The organism is Streptomyces sp. NPDC050508 (genome assembly GCF_040655155.1).
In the GTDB taxonomy this organism is placed as follows: domain Bacteria; phylum Actinomycetota; class Actinomycetes; order Streptomycetales; family Streptomycetaceae; genus Streptomyces.
Genome location: NZ_JBFAJJ010000001.1, coordinates 199,878 through 215,100, shown reverse-complemented (window position 1 = coordinate 215,100; position 15,223 = coordinate 199,878). Strand labels below are relative to the sequence as shown.

Below are 15,223 nucleotides of genomic sequence, written 5' to 3'. Positions count from 1 at the left end.
ATGACTTCTTCCGTACGACCGCGCGTACTGACCGGCGCGCTGGCCGCCTTCGGCCTGTCCGTTGGCATGATCATGGCATCCGGCACGCTCTCGTCGGCCAGTGCCGCCACCTGGCCGACCGCGAGCGGCAGCCAGGCCGTCACCTCGACGATCTCGGTCTCGGGCACCAAGGACTACAAAATGCTGCGCCTGTACGGCAGCGGTGACCTGGGCACGGGCAGCCAGGACGAGGACCAGGGCCCCATCCTGGAGCTGGCGGCCGGTGCCGTCGTCAAGAACGTCATCATCGGCTCGCCCGCCGCCGACGGCATCCACTGCCTGGGCGCCTGCACGCTGCAGAACGTGTGGTGGGAGGACGTCGGCGAGGACGCGGCGACCTTCCTGGGCTCCTCGTCGTCCAACGTGTACACCGTCTCCGGCGGTGGCGCGAAGGAGGCGAGCGACAAGGTGTTCCAGTTCAACGGCGCCGGGACTCTCAACGTCTCCAACTTCGCGGCGCAGACCTTCGGTACGTTCGTCCGCTCGTGCGGCAACTGCAAGACGCAGTACAAGCGCACGATCAACCTCAACACCATCGAGGCGACGTACAAGGGCAGCCGGATCGTCGGCATCAACACCAACTACGGTGACAGCGCGACCCTGAAGGGCATCACGATCGTCGGGGACACCAACAAGAAGATGATCCCCTGCCAGAAGTACATCGGGAACAACACGGGCGCGGAGCCGACGACCAACGGCACGGGCGCGGACGGGACTTACTGCAAGTACGCGTCGTCGGACATCACGTACAAGTGAGCCCGCCACGGTGACGGCGGCCGTACGAAGCGTCCCCGCACGACGCTTCGCACGGCCGCTCCGGCACGAACTCAGCCAGGCAGCACGGCCGTTGACCGCATGCCGAGCCACTGCTCGGCGTCCCAGGCCTCGAACCGCTCCACCTCGGTGAAGCCGAGCTTCACCGCGAGGCGCATCGAACGGGCGTTGGCGGTCTGGGTGGTTAGCACCACGGGCTCGCCGGGAAGGACGCCGTCGAGCCAGCCGAGTGCCGCCGCGCACGCCTCGGCGGCGTATCCGAATCCCCAGGCCCGTGGCAGGAACAGATAGCCGAGATCGACCTTCCCTGCGGCAGCGGGGCGACGGTGCCCGGTCGCTCTCCTGAGCAGGATCAGGCCGATCATCGCCCCGTCGAGATCGACGACGAAGCTCCCGGGCCGGTGCTCGGGCACCTCAGGCGTCTCGCGCTCAAGCTCGTCACGCGGGCGGGGACCGCCGAGGTAGGTGTGCACCTCGGGCGAGGCGAGCAGTTCGATGAACGTCGCACGGTCCCGCGTCTCGGACTCACGGAGCACGAGCCGCCCGGATTTGACCGGCTCGGGCGGCCAGGCCACGAGTCCCAGATCTTCCATCCGCGCACGCTAACAGAGAGGCGAACCCGACCGAGCGGAGCTGCCTATGCCGGGTTCCCCAGCACGGCAGCGGTCAACTCCCGTCGGTGGCGCGTGTATTCGGTGCGCAGGGCGGGTCCGGGCCAGTCGGCGGGCAGGAGTTCGGGGGGCAGGACCGGGTCGGCGAGCAAGTGCCGTACGGCGGCGGCGAGTACGGTGAAACGGTCGGTCGGGCGGTCCGTGGTGGCGGTGATCCGGGCGAGCACCGACTCGGCCGTCTTCGCCCAGGCGTCAAGTGGCCAGAGGGTCGCGGCCAGTTGGCGGGCGGGTTCCTCGGGGCGGGTGGTGAAGTGCCGGGTCACCGCGCCGAGTTCGTCCGGTCGGGGTCGTAGGAGATTGGCCGGGCGGAGCCAGACTCCCTCGCGGAGTTCCGCGAGTCGGAGGGCGGTCAACTTGCCGCGCAGGTCGGCGCGTTCGGCGGGGCCGCGGCCTGTCGCGGTGACCACGGTCATCTCCCAGTCGCCGTCCCAGGGGCGGGTCTCGGGGTGTACGGCCGCGTCCTGGCGGCGCTGGCGGTCCAACAGGCGGTCGCTGAGCCGGTAGACCGCGTCCGTGCTCCGCAGGTCTCCGGCGGCCACCATCCGGCTGAGTGCGGCACGGAGCGTGGATCCGGCGACACCGAGGGGTTCGACGGCGCGCAGCAGATCCCGTACGGGCAGTTCGGGCGGATGCGTGCCCAGCAGCAGGCTGAGGACGACCGATCGCGCGGACAGCGGGCGCAGGTCCACCTCGCCGGGCCCTTCTGACACGTTCATCCGCATGGCCTCGTACTCTACGTGGCGATACCCTTGTTACATCATTGATACGATCGCACGGATAGTGCAACATTGGCCGCATGGCCCAGACACTCGCGCACATACCGCCGCAGCCGCGGAACGCCACGCACGACGTCACCAACCAGCCCCCACCCCTGTCCCCGTACGACGCCTCCGAGGACGCGGCCCTGCTGGAGGGGCTGCGCCGGGAGGGCGCCGGCTGGGCCGAGGAGGACGTGCGGCGGCTCGGCCGGACGGCGGGCAGCGAGGAGGCGCAGGAGTGGGGTGAGCAGGCGAACCGGCACGAGCCGGAGTTGCACACGCACGACCGCTACGGCAACCGGATCGACGAGGTCGAGTTCCACCCGAGCTGGCACCGGTTGATGGGCGTCGCCGTGGCCGAGGGCCTGGCAGGCGCGCCCTGGGCGGACGAGCGCCCCGGCGCCCATGTGGCCCGTACCGCACGGGGGTTGGTGTGGGGACACACCGAGGCCGGGCACGGCTGCCCGACGTCGATGACGTACGCCGCCGTCCCCGCCCTGCGCGCCACACCCGAACTGGCCGCGGTCTACGAGCCGTTGCTCACCAGCCGGGTGTACGACCCGGTGCTGCGCGTCCCGACCGAGAAGCGCGGGCTGCTGGCCGGGATGGGGATGACCGAGAAGCAGGGCGGCTCCGACGTCCGTACGAACACCACGGCGGCCACCCCCACCGCCGAACCCGGTGTGTACACCCTGCGCGGGCACAAGTGGTTCACGTCGGCGCCGATGTGCGACGTGTTCCTCGTCCTGGCGCAGGCTCCGGGCGGTCTGTCGTGTTTCCTCGTGCCGCGTGTGCTGCCCGACGGCAGCCGCAACACGTTCCGTATCCAGCGGCTGAAGGACAAGCTGGGCAACCGCTCCAACGCGTCCTCGGAGCCCGAGTTCGACGGGACCGTCGCCTGGCTCGTCGGTCCCGAGGGACGCGGCGTCAAAACCATCATCGAGATGGTCAACTGCACGCGTCTGGACTGCGTGATGATGTCGGCGACGCTGATGCGCAAGACGCTCGTCGAGGCGGGCCACCATGTGCGGTACCGGTCCGCGTTCGGCGCGCGACTGCTCGAACAGCCGCTGATGCGCAACGTGTTGGCCGATCTGGCGCTGGAGTCGGAGGCCGCCACGACGCTCACGCTGCGGCTGGCGGGCGCGGCCGACCGTGCGGTGCGCGGGGACGGCGCCGAGTCGGCGTTCCGCCGGATCGCCACCGCCGTCGGCAAGTACTGGGTCACCAAGCGCGGCCCGGCCTTCACGGCGGAGGCCCTGGAGTGCCTCGGCGGCAACGGCTACGTCGAGGACTCGGGCATGCCCCGGCACTACCGCGAGGCTCCCCTCCTCTCGATCTGGGAGGGCTCGGGAAACGTCAACGCCCTCGATGTACTGCGGGCGTTGACCCGGGACCCCGGCACGGCGGAGGCGCTGTTCGCCGAACTCGCCCTGGCGCAGGGCGCGGACACCCGCCTGGACGCCGCTGTGAGCCGGTTGAAGAACGGGTTGAGCGAGGCCACCGAGACGGGTGCCCGCCGTCTCGTCGAGCAGATGGCCTTGACCCTGCAGGCCTCCCTCCTGGTACGGCACGCCCCCGCCGCGGTCGCCGACGCCTTCTGCGCGACCCGGCTGGGCGGCGACTGGGGGTACGCCTTCGGCACACTTCCCGACTCCGCCGACCTCGACACGATCCTCGCCCGCGCTCTGCCCGAAGAAGACTGACCCTCGGTCACCCCCCGATTCCGCTTCGTTGTCAGTGGCGTGGTGCAGACTCGCGATCAGTCGGGCACTTCGTCTGGGGAGGGCAACGTGTTCACGGGGATCGACGAGGTCGACTGGGCCTCACTGCGACATGCGTACGGCAGTGCCGAGGACGTGCCCGGATTGCTCCGGGGACTGGCCTCAGCGGACCCCGTCGAGCGGGCGAACGCGCTCGACGGGATGTACGGCGCGGTGCACCACCAGGGGATCGTGTACGACTCGACGCTCGCCTGCGTTCCGTTTCTGCTCGCGCTCGTCGCCTGTGAGGAGGTCGCGGACCGGGGCGGGTTGGTGGAACTTCTGGTCAGCATCGGACAGGGACACCGGCCGGAGGGGGAAGCGGGTGGCGGGCGTGGACCGGCGGACGCCGCCGTCCGCTTGGGGGCCGAGGTCTTCGCCGTGCTCGTCGGGGACCGGGACTCCGGCGTGCGCGGGGCAGCGGCGGAGGCGCTCGTACGGTTTCTCGATCAACCGGCGCGTGTGCTGGGCCTGTTGCGGCAGCGGATCGCGGTCGAGCGCGACGACCGGGTCCTGCTCGCCCTGACCGAGAGCCTCGGCCTGTTCGTACGACAGCACCCGGCGCAGGCCGCCGAGGCGGTGGACGTCCTGGCAGCGCACAGTGTTCCACCGTACGACCCCGCGCTACGGCTCGCAGCCCTCGGTCAACTCGCGGGCTGCGCACCCGATCGGCTCCCCGCCGACCTGGTCCCCACCGTTGTCGGACTGCTCGGGGAGCGGTCCGAGCGGCGCCGGTCGGGCCTCTCCGGGCCGGCGGACATCGATCACCGGGACCCGGGCACGCTCGCCGGGCGGTTACGCCGCCTGCGGCCCTCGGACGAGGAGGGCGCGCATCTGCTGCGTACCCTGCACACCGCGCTCGACGGGCGGGTGACCGACCGGATCGCCTTGCTGGAGGGGCAGTTGACCAGCCGGGACCCGGCCGACCGGTGCAATGGTGTGTGGATGTCGGCGGGGCTGTTCCGCGAGTGGCGGGCCGACTGTGCGGCGCTCGTCGAACTGATCGGTGGGCAACTGGGCCCGGGGGCGGACCAGTTGCGCGATGCCGCGTTGTCGGTCCTGGGGGATCTCTTCCAGCTGGCCGCACCGGCCGCCGACCACCTCCACGCGCTGGTGACCGCGCGTCCCGACCTCTGGGTGCACCGCTGGGAAGGTCGGGCGCCGACCCTGGGCGGTCCGCTCAAGGTCCTTGCCCGCAGCGGCGATCCACGGGCCGCACCGGTGCTGGCCGAGGTGCTCGCGCAGCCGGTCGTGCCCGACGATCTGGGACGGGTGATCGTCCACCTGGGCCGGTCCGCCGCACCGCTCGCACCGGCGCTACGACACCGGCTCGGCCTGGTACCCCTCGACTCCCCCGAGACGTTCGACCGTGCCGTACCGCTGCTGTCCGCGCTGACGGCGCTCGCCGACCGGGAGGCCGTGCCGGAGGTGCTGCGGCTGTTGCGCGGGATGCCGGACGGAGTGCGGTCGAGGCACCGGGTCGTGGAGTCGGCGGTCCTGGCCCTCGACGCGTTCGGGGGCGGCGCGGACGGGGTCGTACCGGTGCTGCGGGGGCTGCTGGAGTCCGACTGCGCGGGCGTCGCGGCGGGTGCGTTGTGGTCCGTGGAGGGGGATCCGGCGGCTGTACTGCCCGTTCTGGTAAGGGAGTTGGAGAGTTCGGACACGCATCGGCGCCGGGGGGCCGCGGAGGTGCTGGCGCGGATGGGGCCGTCGGCGCGGGTCGCGTCGCCCGGGCTGTCGCGGATGCTCGGGGCCGAGTGCGAGGGGGAGCGGACTGCGGGCGCGCAAGCGCTGTGGCGGGTCACCGGGAACGCGGAGCAAGTGCTTCCGGTGCTGCGCTCGGCTTGGGCAGAGCATCCGTACGTACGGGGCGCTGTTGCCACGTGTCTGGTCGACATGGGGATGGCCGGGGCGCCGTTGCATGACCTGGTGGAGGCGGAACTCGCCTCTCCGCGACGGCACTTGGCGCGGTCGGGCGGGCATGGGAGCCAGGACGTTCTGGAGGACGAGCGGCTCTTGGCGGTCTGCCGGGCGGTCGTGGCCGGGAGGGGTGGGACCCGGTAGGTCGGTGCGACGGGCATGACGAGGGCCCCTGCATGCCGACCCGCATGCCGGGGGCGCTCAAGCCATTTCCCGGGCAGTCAGCCCGTCTTCCGTCCCCACAGCGGGCCGAAGCGTGCCCACTCCTCGTCCCACTGGTCCATGCGCCGGCGTTCCAGGCGACCGCGCAGGGCTTGGGCGCCGACGAAGGGAATCACCGCGGCGCCCGCTCCCAGCAGGGTGCCGATCAGTGTGGCGCGCAGCTGGGCCTGGGAGGCGGTGGCGGGTTGGGTGACCAAGTGGCCCTGTGGGTCGGTCCAGATGGTCACCGGAGTGCCTATCGCGCTGCCGGCGGGGACGCGTATCTGGCCGGTGTGCGAGGAGCCGTCCACGGCCGCCCAGCGGACCTTCGCCCAGACGGGTTCGCCGGTCGTCGTGCCGGAGCCCGCCGGGGACGGGCCGGGCGCGTTCTGGGTCACCAGTGCCACCACGGGTTTCCACGTGACGCGTTCCTGGGCCAGTTCGTGTTCGACGGACCGGGTCGCCGTCAGACCGGCGAGCACACCTGCGAGGACGGTGACCAGCCAAGCACCGAGCAAGATCCACGACTCCATCGCATCGGCGCGACGCTTGAGCGGATTGCGCCGCCACCGCCACAACCACACCTTCGGACCTCGGAACGCCATCGAAGGCATCCTCCTCATGAACGCACTGACATGCCGAACCGCCCTCCCATACGGGAGACGTCTCCTCGATGCTCACGACGAATACCCCAACTCGACAGTCCCATGATTTCCGAGGCGTCCGCGGGGACTTCACGGGAAAGGCCCTCGGATCCGTCCGCCAGGCCCGGGGCACGGCCCTGACCTGCGGTGACGCCGATTCCGGGGGTGACTGTCAGTGGTGGGGTGCAGACTGGCCAGTGGCGGGGCAAAGTCGCCAAAATCGCAGCGGAGGTGATCGGCATGACTGAGGTGCTGCTCGCGGTGGGTACGCGAAAAGGCCTGTTCATCGGGCGTAGGCGGGGTGGCGTCTGGGAGTTCGACGAGAGTCCGTACTTCAACGCGCAGGCGCTGTATTCGGTCGCAGTCGACACCCGCGGCGCCACGCCGAGACTGCTGGCCGGTGGTGACAGTGCTCACTGGGGTCCGTCCGTGTTCCAGTCCGACGACCTCGGCCGCACCTGGGCCGAGCCGGCGCAGCCCGCGGTCAAGTTCCCCAAGGACACCGGGGCTTCACTGGAGCGGGTGTGGCAGCTGCACCCGGCAGCCGCGGAACCGGAGGTGGTGTACGCGGGTACGGAACCTGCGGCGCTGTACCGCTCCGAGGACCGAGGCGAGAGCTTCGAACTCGTCCGCCCCCTCTGGGAACACCCCACCCGCTCGCGGTGGGTACCGGGCGGCGGCGGAGAGGGACTGCACACCATCCTCACCGACGAGCGCGACCCGCTGGCCGTCACGGTGGCCGTCTCGACGGCCGGGGTGTTCCGTACGCGCGACGGCGGCGCGAGCTGGGAACCGTCCAACTCCGGTGTCGCCGCGGTGTTCCTGCCGGATCCGAACCCGGAGTTCGGCCAGTGCGTGCACAAGGTCGCGCAGGACGCGGCGACCCCGGACCGGCTGTATCTGCAGAACCACTGGGGGGTGTACCGCAGCGACGACGCGGGCGGGCACTGGACGGACATCGGCGAGGGCCTGCCGTCCACGTTCGGCTTCGCGGCGGCGGCCCACCCCCATCGCGGCGACACCGCCTACGTGTTCCCGATCAACGCCGACTCCGACCGGGTGCCCGCCGAGCACCGGTGCCGGGTCTTCCGTACGGCGGACGCGGGCCGGAGCTGGGAGCCGCTGTCGGCGGGGCTGCCGTCCGAGGACCACTACGGCACGGTGCTCCGCGACGCGATGTGCACGGACGGCGCGGACCCGGCGGGCGTGTACTTCGGCAATCGCAACGGCGAGGTGTTCGCGTCGGCCGACGACGGCGACAGCTGGCAGCAGTTGGCGTCCCACCTCCCCGACGTGCTGTGCGTCCGGGCCGCGGTCATCGCATGAGGGCACGAACTCCCGGGCGGGGAGGCTTCGTTCGGAGGAGTCGACGGTTCGGTCGTTCTCGGTCGGGCTCGGGCCACCGGTTGATCGCCGGGCCCGGTACGGCAGTAGGGTGACGCCCGTGGCACCACGACCGTTGCATGAGATCGTCGAACCGGGCTGGGCGAAAGCCCTGGAACCCGTGACCGGACGCGTCGCCGAGATGGGGGACTTCCTGCGCGCGGAGATCGCCGCGGGACGCACCTACCTACCGGCCGGACCGAATGTCCTCCGAGCCTTCCAACAGCCGTTCGACGACGTCCGCGTCCTGATCGTCGGCCAGGACCCCTACCCCACTCCGGGGCACGCGGTGGGGCTGTCGTTCTCGGTGGCCCCCGAGGTACGTCCGCTGCCGCCGAGCCTGCTGAACATCTACCGGGAGCTCAACACGGACCTGGGGCTGCCCCAGCCGTCCAACGGCGATCTGACGCCGTGGAGCCAGCAGGGGGTGCTGCTGCTGAACAGGGCACTCACCACGGCGCCGCGCAGTCCGGCCGCGCATCGCGGCAAGGGCTGGGAGGAGGTCACGGAGCAGGCGATACGGGCGCTGGCCGCGCGCGGCAAGCCGCTGGTGTCGATCCTGTGGGGCCGCGACGCCCGCAACCTGCGCCCGCTCCTCGGCGACCTGCCCTCGGTGGAGTCCTCCCACCCGTCCCCGATGTCGGCCGACCGCGGCTTCTTCGGCTCCCGCCCCTTCAGCCGCGCCAACGACCTGCTGGTCCGGCAGGGAGGACAACCGGTGGACTGGCGCCTGCCGTGACGATTGCGGGGGACGGTTCACCGGATGCCGTGGGCAGGTTCCTCGCCGTGGACTCGGGAGGCTCGGGGCTCCGGGTCGTCGTGGGCGAGGTCGGTAGTGGCCGAAGATCGGGCCCGCTCTCGTCCGGGGAACCTGTTCGGACCGGTGCCCGTGGGATCGACGCCGGGCATCTCATGGAGCAACTGGTCCCGATGGTGCGGACGTTGGCCGACAAGGCCGAGGCGTTCGGGGTGGCCGAGGTGGGTACGGCTGTGATCGGGGCCGCCGGGCTCGCCACCCTCGGGGACGGGTTGCGGGCCGAACTGCCGGACGCGCTGGCGCGGGAGTTCGGGGTGCGGACGGTCGCGCTCGCCGCCGATGCCGTCACCGCCTACGTCGGCGCCCTCGGGGCGCGGCCCGGTGCCGTGGTCGCCGCCGGTACCGGACTCATCGCGATCGGCACCGACCTCACCGGCTGGCGGCGGGCGGACGGCTGGGGCCATCTGCTCGGCGACTGCGGTGGCGGGGCCTGGATCGGGCGGGCCGGGCTGGAGGCGGCGCTGCGTGCGCACGACGGGCGGGACGGCGGTTCCGGACCGCTGCTGACCTGCGCCGAGGAACAGTTCGGGCCGATGCCGGGGCTGCCCGGCAAGCTCTATCCACGGCCGGACCGTCCCGCCGTACTCGCGTCCTTCGCGCCCCGAGTCGCCCGGTGTGCTCCGGACGATCCGGTGGCCGCGGGCATTCTGCGTGCCGCGGCCCGGCACATGGTCGAGTCGGCCGCCGCGGTCTGCCCGGCGACCGGTGAGCCCCAAGTAGCCCTCACCGGTGGCCTGTTCAAGATGGGCGACCCCCTCCTCGTACCCCTGCACGAGGAGTTGGCGAAACGGCTGCCGCATGCGCGGCTGGTTGCGGCGGAGGGTGATCCGCTGGACGGTGCCGTGCGGATCGCACGGGATCTTGCTGCCGGCGCGCTCACTCTGCCGTGTGACGACGTGATGTTGTCCGTGGCGAGCTCAAAGGGACAAGGTGATCACTTCTGATCCGTACGTAACTCATCAGACAAAACAGGACGGATACCGCTCACCTGCACCCTCCCCGAACAGGGGAGCCCAGGAAGCCAGTAACATGCGTCGCCATGAGCTCCCCCACTGGGCCCGCGTCCGGCCTGCCAGTACGAATGCCGCGACCTCGCCAGCCCGGGCGGCACCGCCGCCCCGAGCAGCTGGCGGCTCCCGAGGGCGCGCCCGCGCTCGTCCTCGCTGTGCCGGGCACGCCCAGCGCCGCCACGCGCAGCCTCGCCGAGGAGGTCGTGAGCATCGCGCGCTCCGAGCTGCCCGGCCTTGACGGGCGCATCGGTTACCTCGACGGCGGCGACGCCGAGTTCCCCTCGCTGACGTCCGTGCTCGCGCACGCGGCCGAGGAGCGCACCGCCCGCTTCGAGCAGGCCAGGGCAGCCGGCTCCGACGTCAAGGAGCCCGACGGTCCCGTGGCGGTCGTCGTGCCGCTCCTCGCCGGTCCGGACAGCGCGCTGCTGCGCCAGGTCCGCCAGGCCGTCATGGACAGCCGTGTCGCGGCCGACCTGACCGATGTGCTCGGCCCGCACCCGTTGCTCGCCGAGGCGCTGCACGTGCGGCTCTCCGAGGCGGGGCTGGCCCGCGCCGACCGCGCCCGGCTGTTCACCGTGGCGACCGCCGCGGACGGCATCATCCTCGCCTCTGTGGGCGGCGAGGAGGCCGTACAGGCGGCCGGGATCACCGGCATGCTGCTCGCCGCGCGGCTCGCCGTGCCGGTGATGGCGGCGGCTCTGGACCAGGAAGGTTCCATCGCGGCCATCGCCGAGCAGCTGCGTTCCTCGGGCTCGCAGCAGCTGGCGCTCGCGCCGTATCTGATCGGCCCGGAGATCGACCCGGCTCTGCTGCAGGCGGCTGCCGCCGAGGCCGGCTGTGCCGCCGCCGAGGCGCTCGGCCCGTACCCGGCGATCGGCAAGCTCGCGCTCGCCAAGTACACGACGGCGCTGGGCATCGCCCCGCCGCAGCCGCAGGGCGCTCCGGTTCGCTGACCCACCCCGCACGCGTAACGCCGTAGCGCCGAAAGGGCCCCTCCTCACGCGGGAGCGGGCCCTTCGGCATGTCGTGGAGACAACAGCGGGGTCAGTCGAACACCACGCAGGACGCGGCGGTCACCTCGATCGAACCGCCGCGTCGCGGGACGCCCGTGGCGGGGTCGACGGCGAACCAGGTGACGTCGCCGGAGCGTTCGTTCGCCACGTAGAGGTTGCCCCCGGCCTCGGTGAGGGCGCGCGGCCAGTGGCCCCCGCAGGGCACCGTCCCGACCAGTCGCAGTCCCTCGTCCTCGACGGCGAGCACGGACAGGACGTCCTCGCCGCGGGTCGCCGTCCAGACGAAGCGGCCGTCCGGTGAGGTCACGATGCCCGAGGGGTAGGCGGCGTCGCCGTCCGGGGCACCCGGCAGTACCGGTGTCTCGGTCAGCGGCTTCAGTGAGCCGCTCTCGGCGTCCCAGCGGCAGACGGTGACGGTCGGGGTGAGTTCGTTGAGGACGTACGCGTGGGTGCCGTCCGGGTGGAAGGCCAGGTGGCGGGGGCCGGAACCGGGCCGAAGGGCGATCTCGCGGTGCAGTACGGGATGTCCGTCGTCCAGCGTGCACACCCGCACGGAGTCGGTGCCGAGGTCGACGCTGACCGCCCAACGTCCACTCGGGTCGGGCTGGATCTGGTGGGCGTGCGGCCCCTGCTGGCGCCGTTCGTGCGGGCCCGAGCCGGTGTGCCGGAGCTGTCCCGAGGGGCAGTCGGCCAGCGTTCCGTCGGCGCGGACCGGTACGGCCGTGACGGTGCCGGAGCCGTAGTCGGCGGTCAGGAGGTGCCCGGCGAACAGGCTCAGGTACGTCGGTCCCGCGCCGCCGACCCGCACCGGCGGACCCGCGAGCTCGGGCTTGTCGCCGTGCACGCGGTACGCGGCCACGGCACCCTCGGCCGTCTCACTCACCGCGTAGAGGGTGGTGCCATCGGCAGCCAGCGCCAGGTACGAGGGGTCGGGGACGCCGTCGACGCTGCTCAGGACCGTCAGCGCGCCGCTGTCCGCGTCCACGGTCGCCCCGACGACACCCGGGCCGCCCGCCGCTGTGAACGACCCGATGAACGCCCGCCGTCCCCGCCTGCCGCCGTCTGCCACCGCTGTCCCCTCTCGGTCAGTGCTGTCCGGGGTGACGGTATAGCAGTCGATCATGACCGGTCTAGACCAAAGTGCCGAGTCTGTTGAAGCGGGGCATGCCGGACCGTGCGCGCAGGGGCTCGGCGAGTTCGGCGAGGGCGCGTTCCAGGCCGTGGAGGTGGGCCGGCGCGGGTTCCACCGGGGGCCGAGCGGAAGTGGCCGTGAGCCGCGAGGCGTCGCCCACCAGCAAGCGACTGACAGGGGTGCGCTGTGCGAGGCCTCCGGTTCCACCAGGCCGAACCGGCTCAAGCTCCCACGAGCCGCGAGCTTGACCCTGCTCGCAGAGGCTCGGCAAGCTCCGCGAGGGCGCGTTCCAGGCCGTGGAGGTGGGCCAGCGCGGGTGACGCCGGGGGCCGGGCCGAAGTGGCGACGAGCCGCGAGGCGTCGCCGTCGGTGAGTGCCTCGACCGCGGTCTCGACGCGCCGGCAGGCGGCTGCGAGGCGGGCGTCGTGGGAGGCCTCCGGGTCGGCGGCCACGGCGACGAGGCCACGGATCTCGCGGGCGCAGTCGTCGAGCAGGGCGACCACCCGGCGGGCACGGCGCTTGCGGCCGAGCACGGGGTTCAGCGGGTGTACGAGGGGCGCGACGGAGAGCCGTACCCGGCCGAGCAGTTGCTCCAGTTCGGCGACGCGTCCCGCGGGGTCGGCGGTCGCGGAACCGGCGAGGCGGGCGGCGGCCTCGGCGGTGCAGGTGCGGACGCAGCGCAGGGCGCGTTGGATCCAGGCGTCCGTGGTGGTGTGCGTAGTCACCGGCAGCACGAGGAGCACGGCCAGTACGGCGCCGAGCGCGCCGACGCCGGTCTCCGCGAACCGCAGGGCCAGCAGGCCGGGGTTCAGGACGCCGAGGAGGCCGTAGAGCAGCTCGGCCATCAAGGTCACCGAGAGCATCATCCAGGTGTAGGAGACGGCGGCCGAGTAGAAGATCCCGAACACGCAGGCGGCGACCAGGATCGCGGTGGGGACGGGGGCGCCGTGGACCGGTACGGCGACCAGCAGGCCCAGGCCGATGCCGAGGACCGTGCCGAGGACGCGGCGGAAGCCGCGGACCACGGTCTCGCCGCGCGAGGCGGTGTTCACGAAGATCCACCAGGTGGCGCCGACGGCCCAGTACCAGCGCTGCCCGGACACCAACTGACCCACGACGAGGGCGAATCCGGCGCCGGCGGTCGCCTGGACCGCCTGCCGCGTGGTCACACGGGCCAAGCCGCGAGCGGCAGTTGGAGCGGGTACGGCGGTCGGGGGCAGTCGGCGTTCGTAGCACCAGAAGCCGAAGCGGACCGTCGCCGCGGTGAGCACGGAGAGGACAACTGCGCTGTACAGCGCGGTCAGTTGGGCGGTGGTCGCGTGCAGGAACTGGGCCACGAAGAAGGTCATGAACGCGAACACGCCGAGGCTGTGGCCGCGCGGTCCCCAGCGGCGGGCGTAGACGCCGGCGCCGACCACGGCGAGGAAGGTGAGGTCCCGGGCGACGGGGTGGTCGTGCAGTTCGGCCGCGGCGGCGAGCACCGGCAGGCCCACGCAGGGCAGCAGTGCGGTGGTCACGGCCTGCCCGCGCACCGTGGCGTCCGTGACCGTGAAGAGGGCCAGCAGCGCGGCGAGACCGCCGGTGACGGCGCCCGCGAGGGACTGCCCGGTCAGCCCGCAGACGACGACCGCCAGACCGATACCGAGGACGGCCCGACCGGCGAAGCGCAGCCGCGTACGCCCCGGGTCCGGAGCCACGAACACCCTCTTCAGCACTGCTTCCCGCACTGCTCCCCGCCCCCTGCGAATACCCCTGGACACCGGTGGACACCGGCATGAAAAAGGCGCCGCGGAGGTCCGCAGCGCCATCGACATACCCATGAGAGCATCATCCGATCGAGTGGCTCAAGTGGCGCTCGATCTACTGGTCCATTGGCCCGATCGCAGTGGACTGAGCCATTGGTACAGTCTTGTGTCATGAGCGTGGACGAACTCGACACCCGCATCCTGAAGCTGCTCCTGGAGCAGCCGCGTACCAGCGTGCGTGAGTACGCCCGCCTGCTCGGTGTCGCCCGCGGCACGCTCCAGGCCCGTCTCGACCGGATGGAGCGGGACGGAGTGATCACCGGTACGGGCCCCTTCCTCTCCCCCGCCGCGCTCGGGCACCCGGTGCTCGCGTTCGTGCACATCGAGGTCACACAAGGGCATCTCGACGACGTGGGGGACGCGCTGGCCGCCGTACCGGAGATCGTCGAGGCGTTCTCGATCACCGGCGGCGGAGATCTGCTCACCCGGGTCGTGGCGCGGGACAACGGCCACCTGGAGGACGTGATCCAGCAGCTGATCAGCCTGCCGGGCGTGGTCCGCACCCGTACCGAGATGGCGCTGCGCGAGCGCGTCCCGCACCGGTTGCTGCCGCTGGTGGAGTCGATCGGCCGTGCGGCCGGGAAGTGACCCTTGGCATCCTGAACCCATGAGCAACCTCGGCGGCCTCTCGGTCATCTTCGATCTCGACGGAACACTCGTGGACAGCGAGCCGAACTACTACGAAGCCACCCGGCAGACCCTCGCCGAGCACGGCGTCCCGGACTTCACGTGGGCCCAGCACGAGCGCTACGTCGGCATCAGCACCCAGGAGACACTCACCCTCCTGAAGGAACGCCACGGCCTGAAGGCGCCGGTGGAGGAGCTGCTCGCGGAGACGAACCGCCGCTATCTGGCGCTGGCCCGGGCCGGCACGCCCGTGTACCCGGAGATGCGGAAGTTCGTGGAGTTGCTGGCGGCCGAGGGCGTGCCGATGGCCGTGGCCTCGGGTTCGTCGCCGGAGGCGATCGAGGCGATCCTGTCGGGCACCGGGCTCGACGCGTCGTTGCGGACCGTCGTCTCGGCGGACGAGGTGGCGCGGGGCAAGCCCGCGCCGGACGTCTTCCTGGAGGCCGCCCGTAGGCTCGGGGCGTCCCCGGCCGACTGTGTGGTCCTGGAGGACGCCGCTCCGGGCGCGGCTGCGGCGCACGCGGCCGGAATGCGCTGCATCGCGATCCCGTACGTGACCGCGCAGGCCGACGCCCCCGAGTTCGCCACGGCGGGACTGCTACTCCGGGGCGGCCAGGCGGAGTTCAGCGCGCAGGGGGCGTACGACTGGCTCACCGGGAGCTGACC

General features: G+C 72.0%; 14 protein-coding genes. 9 read left to right on the top strand and 5 right to left on the bottom strand.

The annotated features are described in order from the left end of the window. A complete protein-coding gene (locus tag AB0I69_RS00990; protein ID WP_363093325.1) occupies nucleotides 1-795 on the top strand; it encodes a pectate lyase in 795 nt (264 codons plus the stop codon). 71 nt (nucleotides 796-866) lie between these two features. On the opposite strand, the gene AB0I69_RS00985 is transcribed toward AB0I69_RS00990, so the two are convergent. Both AB0I69_RS00985 and AB0I69_RS00980 read right to left on the bottom strand, forming a co-directional pair. Beyond that, on the bottom strand, nucleotides 867-1,406 hold the full coding sequence (locus AB0I69_RS00985) for a GNAT family N-acetyltransferase (RefSeq protein ID WP_363093324.1): 540 nt from the start codon (nucleotides 1,404-1,406) through the stop codon (nucleotides 867-869). A 44-nt stretch (nucleotides 1,407-1,450) separates the two neighbouring features. Beyond that, the gene (locus AB0I69_RS00980; protein WP_363093323.1) at nucleotides 1,451-2,206 is read right to left on the bottom strand and encodes a PaaX family transcriptional regulator C-terminal domain-containing protein; all 756 of its coding nucleotides are present in this window, start codon (nucleotides 2,204-2,206) and stop codon (nucleotides 1,451-1,453) included. Nucleotides 2,207-2,280: 74 nt separating this feature from the next. On the opposite strand from AB0I69_RS00980, the gene AB0I69_RS00975 reads away from it, so the two are divergent. Together AB0I69_RS00975 and AB0I69_RS00970 are read left to right on the top strand one after the other, a co-directional pair. Then, entirely contained in the window at nucleotides 2,281-3,948 is a 1,668-nt protein-coding gene (locus AB0I69_RS00975) for an acyl-CoA dehydrogenase family protein (RefSeq protein ID WP_363093322.1), read from the top strand. Between the two features lie 87 nt (nucleotides 3,949-4,035). After that, complete coding sequence (locus AB0I69_RS00970; RefSeq protein WP_363093321.1) at nucleotides 4,036-6,069, top strand: HEAT repeat domain-containing protein; 2,034 nt, start codon at nucleotides 4,036-4,038, stop codon at nucleotides 6,067-6,069. Nucleotides 6,070-6,146: 77 nt separating this feature from the next. Here the strand turns inward: AB0I69_RS00970 and AB0I69_RS00965 are convergent, their stop codons facing one another. Further along, nucleotides 6,147-6,731: a hypothetical protein gene (locus AB0I69_RS00965; RefSeq protein WP_363093320.1), complete on the bottom strand. Its 585-nt coding sequence runs from the start codon at nucleotides 6,729-6,731 to the stop codon at nucleotides 6,147-6,149. 279 nt (nucleotides 6,732-7,010) lie between these two features. On the opposite strand from AB0I69_RS00965, the gene AB0I69_RS00960 reads away from it, so the two are divergent. From AB0I69_RS00960 to AB0I69_RS00945, 4 genes are all read left to right on the top strand, one after another. Next, complete coding sequence (locus AB0I69_RS00960; RefSeq protein ID WP_363093319.1) at nucleotides 7,011-8,096, top strand: exo-alpha-sialidase; 1,086 nt, start codon at nucleotides 7,011-7,013, stop codon at nucleotides 8,094-8,096. 118 nt (nucleotides 8,097-8,214) lie between these two features. Beyond that, on the top strand, nucleotides 8,215-8,892 hold the full coding sequence (locus AB0I69_RS00955; protein WP_329244629.1) for a uracil-DNA glycosylase: 678 nt from the start codon (nucleotides 8,215-8,217) through the stop codon (nucleotides 8,890-8,892). Continuing rightward, nucleotides 8,889-9,914 carry a BadF/BadG/BcrA/BcrD ATPase family protein gene (locus tag AB0I69_RS00950; RefSeq protein WP_363093318.1) on the top strand — a complete coding sequence of 342 codons (1,026 nt, stop codon included), beginning with the start codon at nucleotides 8,889-8,891 and terminating at the stop codon, nucleotides 9,912-9,914. The genes AB0I69_RS00955 and AB0I69_RS00950 overlap by 4 nt, the downstream gene beginning before the upstream one ends. Nucleotides 9,915-10,009: 95 nt before the next feature. Beyond that, nucleotides 10,010-10,933, top strand: a complete 924-nt coding sequence (locus AB0I69_RS00945) for a hypothetical protein (protein ID WP_363093317.1) — start codon at nucleotides 10,010-10,012, stop codon at nucleotides 10,931-10,933. A 91-nt stretch (nucleotides 10,934-11,024) separates the two neighbouring features. On the opposite strand, the gene AB0I69_RS00940 is transcribed toward AB0I69_RS00945, so the two are convergent. Continuing rightward, nucleotides 11,025-12,062, bottom strand: coding sequence for a lactonase family protein (locus AB0I69_RS00940; RefSeq protein ID WP_363093316.1), 1,038 nt, complete (start codon nucleotides 12,060-12,062; stop codon nucleotides 11,025-11,027). A gap of 284 nt (nucleotides 12,063-12,346) precedes the next feature. Further along, a complete protein-coding gene (locus AB0I69_RS00935; protein ID WP_363094142.1) occupies nucleotides 12,347-13,840 on the bottom strand; it encodes an FUSC family protein in 1,494 nt (497 codons plus the stop codon). 201 nt (nucleotides 13,841-14,041) lie between these two features. Here AB0I69_RS00935 and AB0I69_RS00930 point away from each other — a divergent pair, with 201 nt between their 5' ends. Next, nucleotides 14,042-14,518 carry an Lrp/AsnC family transcriptional regulator gene (locus tag AB0I69_RS00930; protein ID WP_363093315.1) on the top strand — a complete coding sequence of 159 codons (477 nt, stop codon included), beginning with the start codon at nucleotides 14,042-14,044 and terminating at the stop codon, nucleotides 14,516-14,518. 19 nt (nucleotides 14,519-14,537) lie between these two features. Then, nucleotides 14,538-15,221: an HAD family phosphatase gene (locus AB0I69_RS00925; protein WP_363093314.1), complete on the top strand. Its 684-nt coding sequence runs from the start codon at nucleotides 14,538-14,540 to the stop codon at nucleotides 15,219-15,221. The last annotated feature ends 2 nt before the right edge of the window (nucleotides 15,222-15,223 follow it).

Excerpts from the sequence above, each read along its gene's own strand:
- AB0I69_RS00990 (WP_363093325.1), top strand. The coding sequence starts at position 1 with ATGACTTCTTCCGTACGACCGCGCGTACTGACCGGCGCGCTGGCCGCC.
- AB0I69_RS00985 (WP_363093324.1), bottom strand. The coding sequence starts at position 1,406 with ATGGAAGATCTGGGACTCGTGGCCTGGCCGCCCGAGCCGGTCAAATCC.
- AB0I69_RS00980 (WP_363093323.1), bottom strand. The coding sequence starts at position 2,206 with ATGCGGATGAACGTGTCAGAAGGGCCCGGCGAGGTGGACCTGCGCCCG.
- AB0I69_RS00975 (WP_363093322.1), top strand. The coding sequence starts at position 2,281 with ATGGCCCAGACACTCGCGCACATACCGCCGCAGCCGCGGAACGCCACG.
- AB0I69_RS00965 (WP_363093320.1), bottom strand. The coding sequence starts at position 6,731 with ATGGCGTTCCGAGGTCCGAAGGTGTGGTTGTGGCGGTGGCGGCGCAAT.
- AB0I69_RS00960 (WP_363093319.1), top strand. The coding sequence starts at position 7,011 with ATGACTGAGGTGCTGCTCGCGGTGGGTACGCGAAAAGGCCTGTTCATC.
- AB0I69_RS00945 (WP_363093317.1), top strand. The coding sequence starts at position 10,010 with ATGAGCTCCCCCACTGGGCCCGCGTCCGGCCTGCCAGTACGAATGCCG.
- AB0I69_RS00930 (WP_363093315.1), top strand. The coding sequence starts at position 14,042 with ATGAGCGTGGACGAACTCGACACCCGCATCCTGAAGCTGCTCCTGGAG.
- AB0I69_RS00925 (WP_363093314.1), top strand. The coding sequence starts at position 14,538 with ATGAGCAACCTCGGCGGCCTCTCGGTCATCTTCGATCTCGACGGAACA.